Origin of the sequence: Curtobacterium sp. PhB137, assembly GCF_003814955.1 — a bacterium.
Lineage (GTDB): Bacteria > Actinomycetota > Actinomycetes > Actinomycetales > Microbacteriaceae > Curtobacterium.
In genome coordinates this window covers 119155-136058 of sequence record NZ_RKQO01000010.1, presented here as the reverse complement: position 1 = coordinate 136058, position 16904 = coordinate 119155, and the positions used below count along the sequence as shown (strand labels likewise).

Here is a 16904-nt window from a genome sequence, read left to right as displayed (position 1 = left end):
GTGTTACGGGTGGGTGGGGTGGCCGAGTGGCGGGGCTCGCGCGTTCAGTGAGCAGAAAACGTCGAGTCGCTGCAGTGGACTCGACGTTTTCTGCTCACTCGATGAGCGGCGGACGCGAACCCGGTCGGTCGCGCTCGTCAGGCTTGCGGGGCCGGGGATGCCACGACGGTCGCCGCCCGCAGGTACCGCCGCGACCGACGAACCGCTCGCAGCAGGATCGGCGTCATGATCAGTGCGGTGATGAGCAGTGCTGCGCAGAGGAACCGGGGGAACGCCGAGCCGGAGACGTCCTCGTCAGCGAGCATCGGGAACTGGGCGCCAGCGATGCCGAGGTAGAGCAGGAGGAACTGCGCGAGGGCGAGCGGCTGGTAGGTGGAGAGCAGCCGTGCATGCTCGCGTGCCCGGAGGGCGAGGTCGGACTCGGGTGGCTGGATCGGGCTGCCGGTCTTGATCGCCTGCGTCACCATGCGCTTGCCTGCGGGGGAGAGCCCCGCCGTGGTGGCCTGCATCGCGGTCGACATCCCGATGGTCGTGGCGAGGATCGAGAAGGTACCGGTCAGACCTCCGACGGATGCGCCGAAGCCGACGACGGTGAGGACTGCGACGGCGCCCGACTCGGTCGTGGCCAGCGACCAGCCGATGACGGCGCCGACGACGGCTCCGATCAGTGCGAGCAGGGTCGTCCGTCGCCAGGCGCGCCGTGCCGTCAGTTCGAGTTCCCCCATGCCCCCACCCTACGAGCGGATCGCCCGACGGTGACGACGGCCGCGACGATGACGATCGGTGCGACGAACAGCCAGTAGGTGAGCTCGGTGTTCGTGGTGACGATGCCGGCCCAGACGGCAGGGCGATCCGGCGTTCCGCGTCCGAACAGCCCTGCGACGAGCAAGTACAGGACGCCCGGCACGGACTGGTAGCGATCACCGAGCACCGCACGGCTGGCCACTGCAAGCGCACAGAACGCGATGGTGTTCCGGATGGTGGCGAGCGAGACAGCGGGGTCGGTACCAAGGGCGAGGCCGACGGTACCGATCGCGCACACCAGTCCGATCACCACGAGGACGGTGCTCAGCTCGAGCAGGTCGGTCCGTCGGGTCGGAGCGGGGAACGGTGCGCGACTGATCGATGCACCGGCCGCGATCGCGAGCACCAGCGGACCGGCCGCTGCGACGGGGATCATCGCGAAGGGTGCGCCGCCGCCGAACGACGGGAACAGCATGCCGATCGGTCCGAGGCCGATCGAGAGCGTCGTGAGTGCGATCGTGAGCGCGAGGAGCGCCACCGTGCGGTGCACACGCAACCACCAGATCATGCGGCCGGCACTGCGATGTGGCCGATCGAGCAGTCGGTCAGGCGGTGGATCGTCGCGGTGACCCACGCTGCCTGCGCCGACGCCGGGGCATTCCGCAGTTCTCGTAGCGACGAGTGGTCGTCCATCTCGAGCGCGGGTTCCACGCGATCCGCATCGACGATCCCGCGGACAGCCACGTCGATGAGCCAGCGGTTCGCGACTGCGGCGTCGTTGAGTCGCTCGGTGTCCTCTGGTTCGGACTCGCAGTACGCGACCTCTGCGTCGCCCAGGACCGAGGTGGTGAGGCTGTGCACCAGGTCGGCGTCCGTCATCCGCACCTGCACGATCATGTTCAGGTCGTCCGGAGACGAGGCCGCGTTGCTTGCCCGGATCGTCGGCTGGATCGTGAGGCCGGACCGGCTGAGGTTCTCGGCGGCCTTCCGGATCACGGCCTCCGAGTCGCCGTCGGCGCGCTGCTCCGGGAACAAGCAGATCGTTGGCTGCTCGCCGCTGCAGACCGACTGCGACTGCGGGCGCTCGGTGATCGGCGCGGCTCCGAGGCCCGAACCGGACACGAGCGCGATCACCGTGACGACCGCGAACGAGGCTGCGCCGATCTGGACGCCGAACCGATGGAGTCGATCGCCACTCGTGCGCCGCGCAGCCGCGATGAGCAGCAGGCTGAGTCCCGCGAAGGCGCTGAACACGGTCGCGATGATCGGCGCTCGCAGATCGAGTGACGTCTCGACCGAGCAGCAGTCGGCCATGACGAGACCGGCGAGGTAGCGCAGCGGGAAGTAGTCGACGGCCCACGAGAAGCCGAGCCAGCTGTACGACGCGAGCAGGCTGAGTGGCAGCGACGCGACCGGCGGCAGCCAGCGACCGATGGCGAACCCGACGCACGTGTGGAAGAACAGGATGCTCGCGAACGCCAGGCCGACGAGCGGCGACGGGGCACCTGGAGCACCCCAGGTGTCGTGGCTCATGAGCACGACGGCGCCGGCCTGGAGCAGGACGCCGGCGGCGAGCGGCGTCCACAGGTGATGGGCGAGGAGTGCTGCACTCGATCTGCTGCTGCTCTGGATCGCAGATGCGTTGGACCGGCACCGCCGTCCTTCCCAGGCGCCAGCAGTGGCAGCGACGCCGCACGAGAAGACCAGGTAGATCGCGGAGCCGGCGATCGCAGCAGGCCAGTACCCGGCAACGGATGTCTCGGACGAGAACTGCACGCTGTACGCGACCACTCCGAGCAGCCCGGGCACGAAGAGCCACACTGCTGCGCGACTGCGCCACGGGATGATCGGGCGCATCAGTCGTCCTCGTTCGTGAAGCGCGCGTACGACGCGGTGATCGCGTCAGCGGGAGAGAGCCCCTCGAACGGTTCCGTGAAGGCGTCGACGGAACCGGAGAACGGGACGTGTCCGTCCACGAGCACGGTCACGTGGTCGTACGTCGCAGCGACGTCCTCGGTCTGGTGGGTCGAGACGATCACGGAGACCTCGCTCGGCAGGTTCTGGATGACCTGCGCGAAGCGTGCCCGTTGTGCCGGGTCCAGTCCGGCCGTGGGTTCATCGAGCAGGATCCACTGCGCTCCTGAGACGAGCGCGCCGGCGACGCCGAGACGGCGGATCTGCCCGCCCGACAGGGTCGTGGCCCGCACATCGGCCCGTGCGGCGAGATCGACTGCCGTGAGCGCTGCCGCGGAGCCGTCCCAGGCATCACTGCGCGAGAGGCCCTTCAACCAGCCGCAGTAGGCGACGTGCTCCCGAGCGGTGAGCCCGGGGAAGGCACCGCTCCGCTGTGGGAGCCACGCGACCCCGCGGCGGTACCGCCGCCGGTTCCCACGGTCTCCCGGACTGCCCAGTCCGTCGACGCGGATCGTGCCGGCCTGTGGTCGGAGCGTGTCGGCGATGAGCCCCAGGAGTGTCGACTTGCCGGCGCCGTTCGGTCCGAGGAGGACGCTGGCCCCGTTCGGGAACACCGCCGACAGGGACGGGAAGACCTGGTGGTCTCGTCGGTACCCGAACGCGAGCTCATCGATCTGTACGGCCAAAGAATCCCCCTGACGCATGAAACTGATGTTTCAACGTACATCAGGGCGGGCCCCTTGTGATCGACCGTGCCGTCACCCCCGCCGGTACCGCGTCGCCGGCTTCCCCGGCCCGTCCGCACGCTTCGTGTCCGTTGCGACCAGCTTCGGCAGCATCGCTCGCCGGAACGAGTCCGGCAGGAGGCGCTCGCCGAGGACCGCCTCGTGCAGCTGCCGCAACTCCGACATCGTGAACGGTTCGTCGAGCAGCCCGTGCGGATCCGGGGCAGCGCTGTAGACGGACCGGAGCCGAGCGACCGCGAACTCGAGGATGTCGTCGTGCCCGTGCACCATCCCGCGCGCCTCGAACACCGGCGTGAGTCGGACCTGGGGCTCGTCCAGGTCGAGAGCACGAGCCGGCACCACGTCGAGGTGCGCCACCGACAGCACCCACCCACGGTCGTCCCGCGCCGGATCGTCGAACACGTGGAGTTGCTGTGGTGCGAGCCCCGTCACGCCCGCCTTCGTGGAGAGTGACCGCAAGACGGCCGAAGCCAGCCGCTCACCCTCGTGCACGAACGTCCCCGGCAGTCGCCAGTCGCCCTCGGTGGCATCGCGGACCTGCACGACGGACAGGGGTCCGCCCGCGGGGACGGTCAGCACGGCGGTGTCCACGGCGACGGAGGGTCGCGGGTAGTCCGTCAGGCGTCGGCCGCTCGCGTCGCGGTACTCGTCGGTCATGCCGGTGAGTTTACGCACACTTGCGCAAACGTAACGAGTGGTGCAGGATCGGTTTTACGCAATCTCGCGCAAACCCGATCCGGAGGTCCACATGACCACCCCGCAGATCCACGACCGAGCAGTCGGTGCCGTCCTCGGCTCCGCCGCCGGCGACGCCCTCGGCGCCGGGTACGAGTTCCGACCGGCAGTGCCCGAGCCGACCCCGATCACGATGACCGGCGGCGGCTCCTTCGGCTGGGCGCCGGGGGAGTGGACTGACGACACGAGCATGGCCGTTCCGATCCTCCGCACGGTCGCCCGCGGCGGCGACCCAGCGTCGGAGCCAGCCCTCGACGGCCTGGTGGCCGCCTGGGCAGCGTGGTCGGTCAACGCGCCCGACGTCGGCATCCAGACGCGCAACGTGTTGACCGGTCTGGAGGCACGGATCGCCTCCGTCGCGCGGGCTGCGGCCCGCCAGGAGCACGAGTTCAAGGGCCGCTCCGCCGGCAACGGATCGCTCATGCGGACCGCACCGCTGGTGCTTGCATTCCTGCACGGCGACGTCGGCGAGGAGGAACGGCTCGCCTCGGCGGCTCGCGCGATCAGCGACCTGACGCATTACGAGTCCGACGCGGGGGACGCGTGCGTGCTCTGGTGCGTGGCGATCCGGCACGCGGTGCTGACCGGCGAGCTCGACCTCCTGCGTGGCGTCGACCTGCTCGACCTCGACCGGCGCCGAGTGTGGATGGACCGGATCGTCACGGCCGAGCACTCGCAGCCGGTGGACTTCACGGAGTCGAACGGGTGGGTGGTGTCCGCGCTGCAGGCCGCCTACGCCGCGGTGCGTCAGAGTTCCTCGCTCGAGGACGCCTTGGTCCGCGCAGTCCGCACCGGCAACGACACCGACACGGTCGCTGCGATCGCCGGTGGCCTTGCGGGTGCGCTGTACGGGGCGTCGTCGTTGCCGGCCCAGTGGCGGGAGCTGCTGCACGGCTGGCCGAACCTGCGCGCCGACGACCTCGTCGCGCTCAGTGAGCAGGCGCTCGCCGTCTGACCGGGCCGGCGTCGGAGGCTGCCGTGGGGGGAGCCTCCGCCGTCGGGCTGGTCGTTCTCGTGGGGCCGGCCCGCCGCTCTGGAGGCGACCATGTCGGCAGCGCGGGTGGCGGGGCGGAGGTGAGCCGGGCCTCCCGGTCGACCGCCGTCAGGCGATGCCGCGTCGCGGACGGAAGACGCCCGCGCGGACCAGCCACACGTAGAGCAGGCAGCCGATGCAGACGTCGAACACGGCGTTGAGGAACGCGGCGATCAGAGCGACGGCGGCGCCGATCGGGGCTGCGTAGGGCACGCCGAGCAGGGCGAGGAGCAGCGCCACGGCGGTGACGAACAGGCCGACTTGCTGGGCGAAGGTCGGCGGTTCGGGCGCCTCGAGCTCAGCGGGCGGGGTGAGTCGTGGTCGGACGAAGCGACGGAAGAGTGCGCCGTACGGGTGGCGGCGGATGCCGGCGATGCCGCCGACTGCGAAGAGCGCCACGATGACGGCGAGCAGGACGATGCCGACGACCCAGGTTGCGGGGATCAGCGTCAGGACGATCGTCAGGGCGAGCAGGACCGTGGTGATCGCGGCGCCGAAGCGCGGGGAGCGGGGGTCGATGCCGCGGTCGGTGTCGGTCGTGGTGGTCATCGGGACTCCTGGGTGCCGGTGGTTCCTGAGGTGCCTGTGCTGCCGGTGGTCAGGACGGCGTCGAGGGCTGCGACGAGCTCCGGTGGGCGGGGTGGGCCTCCGAAGCGGGTGTGGACCGAGCGGTCGGCGTCGAGCAGCAGGACCGTCGGCGTCTGCATCACGTCGAAACGCCGGGCGAGCTCGGGATGTTCGGCCAGGTCAACCTCGATGCGGCGAACGCCCTCGTGCTGGTCAGTGACGACGGCGAGCTGACGCCGGGTGGCCGGGCACCGCGCACAGGTCGGCGTGGAGAACTGGACGAACGTGGCGGCGGTGCCGTAGTCGGTGTCGAGTGCGAGGCCGTCTGCGTCCGGCCTCGTCGACGCGGCGGTGCCCGCCGATCGGGCTCGACCGGTCCGGTGGCGGAGCAGGAGACCGAGGCCCGTCGCGAGCGCAAGGACCCCCACGAGCACGGCCACTGCGGTTCCGACGGTCACACGGAGACCGTACGCCCGGCCGACGAACTGCTGTCGAACGTGAACGGATGTGACGCCGAGGTGTGCGCGTCGCGCCGGGCTCGGCGCGGGCTCAGTCCTCGGGGAGCGTGCGGACCCACTGCTCGAACGCGGCGGCGTCGTCTTCGCTGAAGACCGCGGAAGGCCGCGACTCGTCCTTCGCCGAGTGCAGGAACAGCGTGCCGTCGGCCATCCCCGGCGTCGCGTCGTCGAGGATGGACGACTTCGCCGCGACGCCCTTCCTGGTGAGGAAGGTCAGCTGTTCGCCGTTCGCCGATTCCGCGATCGCCGCTTCACCGTCGAAGAACGAGGCGAGCTCCATCACCAGCAACGCGGTGGCCCCGTCCTGCGTGGTGAGGGCGACGGCCGGCTTCGTCCGACTCTTGCCGAAGGGGTGCTCGACGGCCGTGGCCGTGACTCCCGAGCCGGTCCACGGTCGCACGTCGGTCAGGGGGAGCCTGGCGGCGACCCGCGCTGCGGGTCGTTTCGGCGGGAGGGCGGCCTGGAACAGCAACGTCCCGATCACGACCGCGAGGAACCAGGCGTACGGCGAGAACGTCTTCGTCGCGATGAGGACGAGGAAGCCACCGAGGAACCCCGCCCCGACCAGGTTCGGCCACCACCTCGATTCCTGACGCAGACTGAGCGGCCACACCACGGCGCCGTACACGAGTCCGACGACCGTGGGGACCCAGAATGCCGAGGGGTGGATGACGCCGGCGTGGAAGTGCAGCCAGACGTCCGCGCCCGCCATGACGACCGCCATGACGACGAAGAAGACGCGCTGTGCGCGACGGTCCCGCTCGCGAGTGCTCAGTGCGGTCATGTCGTTCCCCCGTGGTGCTCGTTCCCCGTGCTGCTCAGTCAAGCAGATCGCGCGGTCATGGTCCCACCGCTCGGGCCGTGGTCTTTGGTCTTGGTTCGGGTCTCGCCCGGACCGACCTCTGCTTTGCTTGAACAGACGTACTGTTCGAGGCAACATGCCACCGATCGGCGGGGCTGGTCGGAACGCGGCACACGCTCGAACGGGGTGCCGCAGTGCGGCCGCACACAGCCGAACCGGAACGCACCGTGCTCACACCCGTCGGAGCAGCCGGGCGACGGTGCCCTGCAACAGCAACAGCAGCGCCCAGAGCAGGCCGATGCTCGGGAACACCACCGACAGGATCAGGGCGAGCGACAGCAGGCCCGCGGCGATGAGCCCTCGCGCCGAGTCGCCCAGCGGTGTGGCGAGCAACTCGGGGTTCCGTCGGAGCACGAGTTCGATGCCGGTGAGGGCCAAGCTCGTCACGACCATGCTGCCGAGGTAGAGGGCGTGCGCCACGCGGTCGTCGTTCTCGCCGCTGTTGAGCAGGTTCGCGGCGAAGGGCAGGAACACGATGCTGATGAGCCAGACGAAGTTCAGCTGCATGACCCGGGCGTTGTAGGAGCGGACGTGCTCGAAGACCTGGTGGTGGAGGATCCAGAACCGCGAGATCAACCAGAACGTGATGAGGAACTCGAGCAGGGCGGGCCAGTGCTCCCGGAGGAGGTCGCCGGCGCTCTCGCCCGAGGACATCTCGCTCGCGATGTCGACCAGCGGCAGGATCAGGAGCGTAATTGCGATGGCGACCGTGGCGTCCGAGAAGTTGACGAGTCGGTCGAGGCCGCGGTCCGTTCGAGCGTGCTCGGTCATGGCCCGAGTGTAGGAGCGCTTAGGGTCGCGGGTGTGAGCGACGACGTGACTCCTGGCCGGTACCGCCACTTCAAGGGCAACGACTACGAGGTGCTGCTCGTCGCCCGTGACGTCGAGACCGAGGAACCGGTGGTCGTCTACCAGGCGCTGTACGGCGAGCGGGGGCACTGGGTCCGCTCGCTCGCTGACTTCACGGCGCACGTGACCCGCGACGGGTACGACGGCCCGCGGTTCGTGCCGGCACGGAGAGCAGACTAGTCAGATTTGTCATATCAGTCAGCACATTGATATACCTTGCAGTGGCAACCAGAGCGGTTGTCTGACTGAGAGGGGGGTGTGCAGTGCAGCACACCATGAAGCAAATGCTGGTTGTCGCCGCGGTCGCCGCGGTGGTCTCACCGTTGCTGGCAGCTGGCCCTGCGGTCGCGGCCGAACCTGACCCATCGTCGGCCGTTCCCGACAACGTGGTCGTCGACCCGACTTTCGACCCCGCGAACGCGACCCGGGTCGACGAGGATGGGAACTCGATCAGCCGGAAGAATCCCTGCCATGACCGCGCGTTCGCGGCGATCCCGAAGATGCTCACGTCCGTGTCGGGGTGCAGCATCATCGGGTCGAGCACGAAGACGAAGGTCACGTACAGCTGGTACCGCGACCGAGGCCGGGTCGGGGTCTGCGTGTGGAGCAAGGGCTTCAACGCTCGTGCGCAGACGACGTGGACCGCGTCGGGATGCGGGACCGGTCGCCGTGGCGTGGTCATCAACTGGGGCAACGTTGCGGCATCGAAGCAGATCCGGGGAATGACTGCTTCGGGCGTCGCGGGCGTGCAGTGGGGCTGATCGCGACACGTCGGCGCAGGCGCTCGCTCATCTGGGTGGGCGCTTGCGCCGTCGCGGTCGTCGCGACCGGGTGCGGTGCTCCCGACTCGACGACGACCCGAACGCCCCGGACCACCACGACTGTTCGCCCGGCGACGGAAAGCGCCCGGATCATCGAGACCGTTTCGCAGCAGCGTCTTGCCGATGTGCTCATTGCGGGGCTCCCCTGTGAGGACCGGGACGACTACCAGGACGACTTGACGTTCTGGGACTCGATGCGTGGCTACGACTGCGTGGACGCGGCCGACACGGTCTCCGTTCGTGTGTACGGCAGCAGCCGGTCCGTCGACCAGATCCTCCCGTCATGGGCTGACGCTCTCGTGGACGGACGCGGAGCCCGGCGCGGCGTGAACTGGTTCGTCGTCGGACCGCGCGATCTGATCTCCCAGGTCGATCCGCCTCGCGAGGATCCCGAGGTGCGGTCGTCGTCGACATCCGCCCCTGCCCCGACGGCGCAGCAGGAGTTCCTGACCAACTGCTCCCAGTACACGTTCGACGAGGCCGTCCGTGCGATCCGCGGTGAGCGGGTGACGGAGACGGACGGTGCGTACTACGACCGGGCGTTCTCTGGCGTCGGCGAAGCCGTGCGAGCGTCGTTGGACCAGCGTGATCTCGCGCTCCTCCGTGCGGAGGACGACGAGGCGCGATGGCCATCGATGCTGTCCGAGCGCGGCCCCGCGTGGAAACAGGTGTGTCGAACAGCCATGTCACGGCACGACGACCTGTTCCGGTCCGGAGCGGAGGACTGATGCGCGTTGTGTCGATCGGACGAAGCGCCGGGGCGCTCGGGGCTTTCGGAGTGACGATCCAGGCAGCCGATGACTTCACCCGCATCTTCTTCGAGAGTCCGATGGCCAGCTCGTCCGCCGTGTTGGCGGGTGCGAGCATCGTGCTGCTGCTGATCGGGGGCGTGCTCAGCTGGCGTGGAGACCGGCTCGTGTGTTGGACGCTCGGTGCCCTGGCTGTTCAGGTGGTTGGTCGCATGGCTGTCGATGTGGAACCAATGGCCGTGTACTGGTCGGTGTCGGTTGCGCACATGCTCGGGCCGGTCCTCGCGCTCGCCATCGGCGTGGTGATCGCCCGTCGGGCCGGTTCCACGGCACTGCGGCGTCTCGGGTGCATCATCGGGATCGCCGCGGGCTGCTGGATGCTCGCGAGTTGGACGCAGGTGCCGTTGCTGCTCGTTCCGCTGACGCGCGCCGTCACGGACGGCTGTCTGCTCGCCGTGGTCGCTTGGCCTGCCGTCCTTGAGGCCGGTCGGCTGGCGCGCCGCCTTTGGGACTCCGCGGAGGTGCGCTGACGCCGGCCGCTGCCGTCTGACCGCGCGCGGCGCCGGTGTCGGCGGGCGGCCCTAGGCTCGCAGGGCACCAGAGAGCAAGGGGGAGCGCATGCAGATCGGCGTCGACGGGCACGTGCTGCTCAGCCCGAGTGACCTCAGCACGTGGTCGGCCTGCGAATGGGCGTTCCTGCGCCGACTCGACGTCAAGCTCGGTCGCGGGAAACCCCTGCCGGAGTCGCACGACGACATGCTCGAGCGCACCGCCCGCTTGGGGGACCAGCACGAGCTCGACTACCTCGACATCCTCAAGGACACGCGGAACGTCGTCGAGTTCGACCGCCCCGCCCCGCCGGACTACGCACGCGCCGCAGCCGAAGCGCGACAGGCCTTCGCCGACGGCGCCGACGTCCTGTACCAGCCGACGTTCCACGCGGCGCCCACGACGGACAGCCCGGGTTTCATCGGCTTCGCGGACTTCATCATCCGCAACGACCAGGGCGAGTACGAGGTCTACGACACCAAGCTCGCCCGGCATGCCAAGATCAGCGCCCTGTTGCAGCTCGCCGCCTACGCCGAGCAGATGCAGGCACACGGCATCCCCACCGGCGCGCAGGTGCACCTGGTGCTCGGCGACCGGACGACGACCACGCACGACCTCGCCGACATCGCGCCGGTGTACCGCACGCAGCGCGCCGAACTGCAGCGGGTGATCGCCGAGCGGATCACTGCCGACGCCGAACTGCAGTGGGGCGACCCGCGCTACTCCAGCTGCGGCCGGTGTGCCGTCTGCTCGACCCAGGTGGCCGAGCACCGCGACCTCGTGCTCGTCGCGGGCATGCGCCTCGACCAGCGGGCGAAGCTCATCAAGCACGAGGTGCGGACGATCGACGACCTGGCGGTCCGCACCCGGGCAGTGCCGGGCTTGTCCCGCGCGACGCAGGATCGGCTGGTGCGGCAGGCGAGCCTCCAGATCGAGTCGGAAGACGCCCGACGGAAGGGCGCCGACGGGCCGGACCAACCCGTCAAGCCGCGCTTCGAGGTCCTCGATGCTCGCGCGCTCGACGCGATCCCGGCACCGGACGCCGGCGACGTGTTCTTCGACTTCGAGGGCGACCCGCTGCACACCGAGGACGGCGTGCACTGGGGTCTCGACTACCTGTTCGGCCTGGTCGACGACCGCGCGGAGTTCACCGCGTTCTGGGCGCACACGATCCGCGACGAGCGAGTTGCGCTGGAGCAGTTCCTCGCGTTCATCGAGGCCCGGCGGCAGCAGTACCCGGGCATGCACATCTACCACTACGCCGCCTACGAGCGGACGCACCTGCTCTCGCTCGCCGCCCGGCACGGGGTCGGTGAAGAGTCCGTCGACGACCTGCTGCGCGCTGGCGTCCTGGTCGACCTGTACCCGATCGTCCGCAAGGCCCTGGTCGTCGGCAGCCACAGCTACTCGATCAAGAAGCTCGAGCCGCTGTACATGGGCGACGACCTGCGCGAGAGCGACGTCACGAACGCCGCTGACAGCATCACCGCCTACGTCGACGCGATCGAGGAACTCCGCAACGGCGACCCCGCCGCCGGCCAGCACATGCTCGACGAGGTCGCCGACTACAACGCCTACGACTGCCGCTCGACCCTGCGCCTGCGCGATTGGCTCCGGTCGCTGCGCACCGACGACCCGGACGCAGCGGATCCGGCACTCGAACTCGACGTTCCGCCGATCCCCGTCGAGCGCGAACCGAACCCGGTCTACGTCGCGCTCGCGTCGTACCTGGAGGACGTCGACGCCCTCGACCGCACGCCCGACGAGACCGCGCTGGCGCTCGCCGCAGCCGCGATCGACTACCACCGGCGCGAGGCGAAGACCTTCTGGCAGGACCACTTCGACCGCCTGCGCAACCCGGTCGACGACTGGGCCGACACCCGCGACGTCCTCGTCGTCGAGCGCGCGTCCGTCGAGCGGGACTGGGACACGCTGCCGCGTGCCCGCTCGCAGTCGCGAGAACTCCGGTTGTCGGGGACGCTCGCGCCCGGTTCGCGGCTCCGGCCGGGAGGCACGCCCCACCTCGTCTACGACGACCCGCTCCCGCCGTCGGTCGTGTCTCCGGGCCCCGGGTCGAAGGGCGCGTCATCCCGCGCCGTGATCGCGGACGTGTGGGACAACGGTGACGCCGTCGAGGTGCTCGTGAAGGAGGGGCTGCCCGTCGGAGCGGAGCCGCACCACGAGTTCCCGGTCGCGCTCGCACCGTCGGCACCGCCCCGCGCGAAGCCGCAGCCCGAGGCGATCGCCGAGTGGGGGCAGCAGGTCCTCGACGAGCTGCCCTCGATGGTGTCGGACCCGGCCTTCGACCTGCTGCGCCGGGTGCCGCCGCGCGGAGCGATCGTGCCCGTGCAGGGTGACGACACGGTGTCCGCCGTGGTGGCGACGCTGCTCGGCCTCGACCGCTCGTACCTGGCGATCCAGGGGCCTCCCGGCACGGGCAAGACCTACGTCGGGTCGAACGTCGTCGCACGGCTCGTCCGCGAGTACGGCTGGCGCGTCGGCGTCGTCGGGCAGTCCCATGCGACATCGGAGAACTTCCTGTCCTCGGTGGTGAACGCCGGCGTGCCCGCGGACCGGGTCGTGAAGGTGCCGAAGTCCGGTGCGACCGAGGACGAACTCGACGCCGCCGCGTGGACGCCCGTGAAGAACGGTGCTGCCGTCGCCGCGTTCCTGTCGTCGTGCGAGGCATCGGGCACCGGCGGCGTGGTCGGCGGGACCGCGTGGACGTTCGCGAACGCGTCGACGATCGAGCGCCGCTCCCTCGACCTGCTCGTCGTCGACGAGGCCGGGCAGTTCTCGCTCGCGCCGACCATCGCGTCCTCGATCGCCGCGACCCGACTCCTGCTGCTCGGGGACCCGCAGCAGCTCCCGCAGGTGTCCCAGGGCTCCCACCCGGAGCCCGTCGACGAGTCCGCGCTGGGCTGGCTGGCGGACGGCGAGCACGTCCTGCCGCCGGAGTTCGGCTACTTCCTGGCCCGCACCCGCCGCATGGAGCCGGCGCTCACCGCGTCCGTGTCGGCGTTGTCCTACGACGGGCAGCTCGCGTCGATGGTGTCCGGTCGGCACCTCGACGGCATCGACGCGGGCGTGCACCCCGAGCCGGTCGTGCACGCGGGCAACACGACCTCGTCACCGGAGGAAGCCGCTCGCGTGGTGGCCCTCGTCGGCGATGTCGTCGGGCGGACCTGGACCGACGGCTCGGACGCTCGCGCCCTGACCGACGAGGACGTCATCGTCGTCGCCCCGTACAACGCGCAGGGTGCCCTGATCCGTCAGGAGCTCGACCGTGCTGGCTTCACCGGTACCCAGGTCGGCACGGTCGACCTGTTCCAGGGCCGCGAGGCCGTGGTGTCGATCGTGTCCCTGGCGGCGTCGAGTGCAGCCGACATCCCGCGCGGGCTGGACTTCCTGCTCATGCCGAACCGGCTGAACGTGGCGATCTCGCGGGCGAAGTGGGCGGCGTACCTCGCGCACTCGCCGGCGCTCACCACGGGGCTCCCGCCGTCGATCGCCGGCCTGTCGCTGCTGTCCCGCTTCATCGAGCTCGTCCAGCCCGCTCGCTGACGACCGCGCCGGCCGCGCGGGCCGCTCTGCCGCCGCTCGGTGGCGGAGCCCGGCGTGCTGCCAGGCGAGTGACGGTCCTGGTTCAGGAAGTCCGGCGATCGTGAACCAGAACCGTCAGCGTGCCAGAGCGCCGAGCCGCACCGCCGCGGCTGTGACGCCAGAACGAGGGCTGGTCCCGACACCTGTCGTCCTGGGACGGTGGACACATGGGGGAGAACACCGCTGTCGCCGACCACCGCCCGACTCCGAGGGGCGGGGCCGCGCTGACGCTCCGAGCGCGGAAGCCCGGGTACGCGGTCATGCAGGAGTGCCTGGCCATCCAGGCCGAGGGGCCGGCGCGAACCGGCTGGCAGCGCTTCTGGGGGCACGACCCGCTTCGTGACGAAGCCCGCTCGTGGTTCAAGGGCGCTGTGGGAGAACGGCAGGTCGCTGCCCAGCTCGATGCGCTCGGCTCCGAGTTCACGGTGCTGCACGCGGTACCGGTCGGGAAGAGCACGACGGACATCGACCACGTCGTCGTCGGACCCACCGGCGTGTTCTCGATCAACACCAAGAACCATTCGGGGCAGAAGGTCTGGGCGGGTGGCCGAACCCTGATGGTCAACGGGCAACGCACCCCGCACGTGCACCGCGCTCTCGCCGAAGGCGAACGAGCGACTCGCCTGTTGTCCGCGGCGGCCGGCGGACCGATCCCGGTCCAGCCAATCCTGGTCATCGCAGCGGGAACGCTGCAGTTCGGGAAGACCGCACCGGCCGTCGTGACGGTCGAGCCCCGTCAGATCGGCGCCTGGATCAGGGATCTGCCGCGAGTCCACTCCGACGAAGCCGCCCGGTTCCTGTCGATGCTGGCCGAGGAACGCGGAACCTGGCACGTCGAGGCTGTCGTGGTGAACGACACCCTTCGCCACGTCCAGCGGTTCGAACGGCTCGAGCGGGAGATCGGCCTGGCGGCGCGGCGGAAGCGGATGATGCGTCGCGCCGTCGCGGTCGCCGTACTTGCAGTCCCGGCAGGAGCGTTGCTGGGCTACTGGTGGGCGATCGCCGGTGCCGCCCTGACCGCGAGCAGCTGAGAGCAGCGGCGGACCTGCCCGGCGTACTCGACTGGTACAACCGTTCGAGTCAGTCGTCGCTGGTCGGGACGCCACCCTGCATCTGCACCCGCATCTGGGCGAGGACGTCGGCGTGCAGGAAGTTCGCCGCCTCGGCACTCGTCGGGTCGACCACGATGCCGAACTCCTCGGGCAGCGCGGCCACGAGCTCGGACATCGGAACCGGACGCCCCTCGGCGTCGGGCAGGCCAGCGGCGAGTTCGTCCGGGTCGGTGAAGACGGGCACGAACGGCTTGTCACGGATCATGACGTGGGCGACGCTGCCGGCCTCCGGACCGCCCGCCGGCTTCCACGGCACCCACGCCGCGCTGCGCAGGAAGCCCGCCGGCGAGGCGGCCATCCGGCGGCGGAGTTCGGCGGCCGCGGTGGGCGGGGCCTTGTCGACGCCTCGGCCGAAGGCGGATCCGTTCGTCTCGTCGTTGCTCACGCCAACCATGCTGTCACGCTGGACGGACACGCCGGGGCCGAGCCGCGCCTCCAGGTCGTCACCCGGCGCACGAGGAGGTGCGCCGGGCGTCGGACCGGTGCGGCTCAGTACGCGGCCGACTGCCCGCCGTCGATCGGGACGACCGTCGCGTTGACGTAGGACGCGTCGTCGGACAGCAGGAACGCGACGACGGCGGCGATCTCGGGGGCTTCGCCGTAGCGCTTCGCCGGGTTGACCTGGATGAACTCCTCGGCGGCTTTGCGGGGGTTCTCCGCGTCGAGCTGCTTCATCGAGTTCTCGACCATGGGCGTCCAGATGGCTCCGGGCGCGATGGCGTTGATGCGGATGCCGTAACGGCCGTACTCGACGGCGGAGTTGCGGGTCAGGCCGACGACGCCGTGCTTGGCGGCGGCGTACCCGGACTGGTTGCCGATGCCGCGGATGCCGCCGACGCTCGCGGTGTTCACGACCATGCCGGAGCCCTGCTCACGCATGACCTTGAGGACCTTCTCGAGCCCGAGGAACACGCCGCGCAGGTTGATCGACACGACCTTGTCGAACTCGGCGGCGGTGAACGACTCGGTGGGGTTCTGCTTGCCCTCGATGCCGGCGTTGTTGAAGAAGCCGTCGATGCGGCTGAAGCGCTCGGTGGTGGCTGCGACGTAGGCGTCGACCTGGGCCTCGTCGGAGACGTCGGCGACGGTGGTCAGGACCTGGGCGTCGGGGGTGGCCTCGAGGACGGCGGCCTTCGAGGCCTCGAGACCCTGCTCGGAGACGTCGACGAGGGAGAGCGCAGCGCCCTCGGTGGCCAGGCGGACGGCGGTTGCACGTCCGAGGCCGGAGCCGCCGCCGGTGATGAGGACGACGCGGCCGGCGAAGCGGGACGTGCTGGTGCTGGTTTCGGGCATGGGGAGGCCTCCTGAGGTCTTCGACGATGAATTCCCTTTAGGCTACACCTGTCGTTTTGCAGGCTGGTCAGGGATTGCCTGCCGACCTCAGCTCGTGATGACCGTGGTCGTCGTCGCGGTGGTCGCCGCCATGATGACGATCATCGCCGCGGCCTGGATCTCCTCGAGCACGGCCTTCACCGCAGGGCTCGCCCAGGTGCCCGAGGTGATCTCCTTCACCAGTCCCTTGTCGACGGCGCCGAACTGCTTGCGGAGCGTGTTCGTCGCGTCGAGCAGCCCGATGACCGCAGCGGAGAACGGTGTCGGGGTCGCCCGCCGAGCCAGGACGTCCGCGATGCCGGATCGCAGCAGTGCCTCCGGGGCTCCGTCGCGCTCCGGGTGCTTCGTGGTGGGGAAGAGCCCGAGCACCTTGCCCTGCTCGACGCTGATGATCCCTCGCTCGACGAGTCCGGCGAAGACATCGTCGCGGAGCCGCTGCTTCCCGAGCCGGCTCACCCACCACTTCGCCTTGCGCGGCGATCCGGACGCCGCGATCGAGCCGACGACGCCGTCGAGCACCGGGTCGCCCGTGGCGGCGCCGTCGACGACGGTGACCAGGCCGTTCTGCAGCGAGACGGCACCGCGGAGCGCGAGGTCGGCGAGGACGGCTCCCGCGAGACCGGTGTCCAGCGTCTGCCCGTCGAGGGACTTGCGGCCGTCGGGTTCGACCTGGAGGAGCGCGAACGCTTGCGGAACTGTGAGTTGCTCAGCCATGTCCGCAGCCTGCCACGCGGGGCGGAGGTGCGCCGGGCCTCCAGGTCGACACTCAG

18 protein-coding genes are annotated in these 16904 nt (G+C 70.1%); 6 read left to right on the top strand and 12 right to left on the bottom strand.

Annotated elements, in window-relative coordinates; translation table 11 throughout:
* Window positions 1-137 precede the first annotated feature (137 nt).
* The 5 genes from EDF28_RS18055 to EDF28_RS18035 all read right to left on the bottom strand — a co-directional run bounded on the left by EDF28_RS18055 (window position 138) and on the right by EDF28_RS18035 (window position 4061).
* Window positions 138-725 (bottom strand): hypothetical protein, encoded by a 588-nt coding sequence (locus EDF28_RS18055; protein WP_123939288.1) that lies wholly within the window; start codon window positions 723-725, stop codon window positions 138-140.
* On the bottom strand, window positions 707-1312 hold the full coding sequence (locus EDF28_RS18050; protein ID WP_123939287.1) for a hypothetical protein: 606 nt from the start codon (window positions 1310-1312) through the stop codon (window positions 707-709). Before EDF28_RS18050 ends, EDF28_RS18055 begins: the two co-directional genes overlap by 19 nt.
* On the bottom strand, window positions 1309-2601 hold the full coding sequence (locus tag EDF28_RS18045) for a hypothetical protein (protein ID WP_123939286.1): 1293 nt from the start codon (window positions 2599-2601) through the stop codon (window positions 1309-1311). Before EDF28_RS18045 ends, EDF28_RS18050 begins: the two co-directional genes overlap by 4 nt.
* Window positions 2601-3344: an ATP-binding cassette domain-containing protein gene (locus EDF28_RS18040; protein WP_260155080.1), complete on the bottom strand. Its 744-nt coding sequence runs from the start codon at window positions 3342-3344 to the stop codon at window positions 2601-2603. Before EDF28_RS18040 ends, EDF28_RS18045 begins: the two co-directional genes overlap by 1 nt.
* A gap of 72 nt (window positions 3345-3416) precedes the next feature.
* Window positions 3417-4061: an NrtR DNA-binding winged helix domain-containing protein gene (locus EDF28_RS18035; protein WP_123939284.1), complete on the bottom strand. Its 645-nt coding sequence runs from the start codon at window positions 4059-4061 to the stop codon at window positions 3417-3419.
* Window positions 4062-4152: 91 nt separating this feature from the next.
* On the opposite strand from EDF28_RS18035, the gene EDF28_RS18030 reads away from it, so the two are divergent.
* Window positions 4153-5094, top strand: a complete 942-nt coding sequence (locus EDF28_RS18030; protein WP_123939283.1) for an ADP-ribosylglycohydrolase family protein — start codon at window positions 4153-4155, stop codon at window positions 5092-5094.
* Window positions 5095-5241: 147 nt separating this feature from the next.
* On the opposite strand, the gene EDF28_RS18025 is transcribed toward EDF28_RS18030, so the two are convergent.
* From EDF28_RS18025 to EDF28_RS18010, 4 genes are all read right to left on the bottom strand, one after another.
* Window positions 5242-5721 (bottom strand): DUF4395 domain-containing protein, encoded by a 480-nt coding sequence (locus EDF28_RS18025; RefSeq protein WP_123939282.1) that lies wholly within the window; start codon window positions 5719-5721, stop codon window positions 5242-5244.
* A complete protein-coding gene (locus EDF28_RS18020; RefSeq protein WP_123939281.1) occupies window positions 5718-6197 on the bottom strand; it encodes a co-chaperone YbbN in 480 nt (159 codons plus the stop codon). The genes EDF28_RS18025 and EDF28_RS18020 overlap by 4 nt, the downstream gene beginning before the upstream one ends.
* A gap of 91 nt (window positions 6198-6288) precedes the next feature.
* Window positions 6289-7041 (bottom strand): hypothetical protein, encoded by a 753-nt coding sequence (locus EDF28_RS18015; protein WP_123939280.1) that lies wholly within the window; start codon window positions 7039-7041, stop codon window positions 6289-6291.
* Between the two features lie 249 nt (window positions 7042-7290).
* Window positions 7291-7890, bottom strand: a complete 600-nt coding sequence (locus tag EDF28_RS18010) for a TMEM175 family protein (protein ID WP_123939279.1) — start codon at window positions 7888-7890, stop codon at window positions 7291-7293.
* Window positions 7891-7923: 33 nt separating this feature from the next.
* Here EDF28_RS18010 and EDF28_RS18005 point away from each other — a divergent pair, with 33 nt between their 5' ends.
* The 5 genes from EDF28_RS18005 (at window position 7924) to EDF28_RS17985 (ending at window position 14721) form a co-directional block, all read left to right on the top strand.
* Window positions 7924-8148, top strand: a complete 225-nt coding sequence (locus tag EDF28_RS18005) for a DUF1653 domain-containing protein (protein ID WP_165932343.1) — start codon at window positions 7924-7926, stop codon at window positions 8146-8148.
* A gap of 457 nt (window positions 8149-8605) precedes the next feature.
* The gene (locus EDF28_RS18000) at window positions 8606-9517 is read left to right on the top strand and encodes a hypothetical protein (RefSeq protein ID WP_123939278.1); all 912 of its coding nucleotides are present in this window, start codon (window positions 8606-8608) and stop codon (window positions 9515-9517) included.
* A gap of 50 nt (window positions 9518-9567) precedes the next feature.
* Window positions 9568-10068, top strand: coding sequence for a hypothetical protein (locus EDF28_RS17995; RefSeq protein WP_123939277.1), 501 nt, complete (start codon window positions 9568-9570; stop codon window positions 10066-10068).
* 88 nt (window positions 10069-10156) lie between these two features.
* Window positions 10157-13651 (top strand): TM0106 family RecB-like putative nuclease, encoded by a 3495-nt coding sequence (locus EDF28_RS17990; protein WP_123939276.1) that lies wholly within the window; start codon window positions 10157-10159, stop codon window positions 13649-13651.
* A 206-nt stretch (window positions 13652-13857) separates the two neighbouring features.
* Window positions 13858-14721 (top strand): nuclease-related domain-containing protein, encoded by an 864-nt coding sequence (locus EDF28_RS17985; protein WP_123939275.1) that lies wholly within the window; start codon window positions 13858-13860, stop codon window positions 14719-14721.
* A 49-nt stretch (window positions 14722-14770) separates the two neighbouring features.
* On the opposite strand, the gene EDF28_RS17980 is transcribed toward EDF28_RS17985, so the two are convergent.
* The 3 genes from EDF28_RS17980 to EDF28_RS17970 all read right to left on the bottom strand — a co-directional run bounded on the left by EDF28_RS17980 (window position 14771) and on the right by EDF28_RS17970 (window position 16848).
* Window positions 14771-15187, bottom strand: a complete 417-nt coding sequence (locus EDF28_RS17980) for an SseB family protein (RefSeq protein WP_185094294.1) — start codon at window positions 15185-15187, stop codon at window positions 14771-14773.
* 104 nt (window positions 15188-15291) lie between these two features.
* Window positions 15292-16095, bottom strand: coding sequence for an SDR family oxidoreductase (locus tag EDF28_RS17975; protein ID WP_123939273.1), 804 nt, complete (start codon window positions 16093-16095; stop codon window positions 15292-15294).
* 87 nt (window positions 16096-16182) lie between these two features.
* Window positions 16183-16848: a GPP34 family phosphoprotein gene (locus EDF28_RS17970; RefSeq protein ID WP_185094293.1), complete on the bottom strand. Its 666-nt coding sequence runs from the start codon at window positions 16846-16848 to the stop codon at window positions 16183-16185.
* Window positions 16849-16904 lie beyond the last annotated feature (56 nt).

Bases quoted from the DNA above. Each gene is read 5' to 3' on its own strand.
- EDF28_RS18055 (WP_123939288.1), bottom strand. From the start codon at position 725: ATGGGGGAACTCGAACTGACGGCACGGCGCGCCTGGCGACGGACGACC.
- EDF28_RS18050 (WP_123939287.1), bottom strand. From the start codon at position 1,312: ATGATCTGGTGGTTGCGTGTGCACCGCACGGTGGCGCTCCTCGCGCTC.
- EDF28_RS18045 (WP_123939286.1), bottom strand. From the start codon at position 2,601: ATGCGCCCGATCATCCCGTGGCGCAGTCGCGCAGCAGTGTGGCTCTTC.
- EDF28_RS18035 (WP_123939284.1), bottom strand. From the start codon at position 4,061: ATGACCGACGAGTACCGCGACGCGAGCGGCCGACGCCTGACGGACTAC.
- EDF28_RS18030 (WP_123939283.1), top strand. From the start codon at position 4,153: ATGACCACCCCGCAGATCCACGACCGAGCAGTCGGTGCCGTCCTCGGC.
- EDF28_RS18025 (WP_123939282.1), bottom strand. From the start codon at position 5,721: ATGACCACCACGACCGACACCGACCGCGGCATCGACCCCCGCTCCCCG.
- EDF28_RS18015 (WP_123939280.1), bottom strand. From the start codon at position 7,041: ATGACCGCACTGAGCACTCGCGAGCGGGACCGTCGCGCACAGCGCGTC.
- EDF28_RS18010 (WP_123939279.1), bottom strand. From the start codon at position 7,890: ATGACCGAGCACGCTCGAACGGACCGCGGCCTCGACCGACTCGTCAAC.
- EDF28_RS17990 (WP_123939276.1), top strand. From the start codon at position 10,157: ATGCAGATCGGCGTCGACGGGCACGTGCTGCTCAGCCCGAGTGACCTC.
- EDF28_RS17985 (WP_123939275.1), top strand. From the start codon at position 13,858: ATGGGGGAGAACACCGCTGTCGCCGACCACCGCCCGACTCCGAGGGGC.
- EDF28_RS17975 (WP_123939273.1), bottom strand. From the start codon at position 16,095: ATGCCCGAAACCAGCACCAGCACGTCCCGCTTCGCCGGCCGCGTCGTC.
- EDF28_RS17970 (WP_185094293.1), bottom strand. From the start codon at position 16,848: ATGGCTGAGCAACTCACAGTTCCGCAAGCGTTCGCGCTCCTCCAGGTC.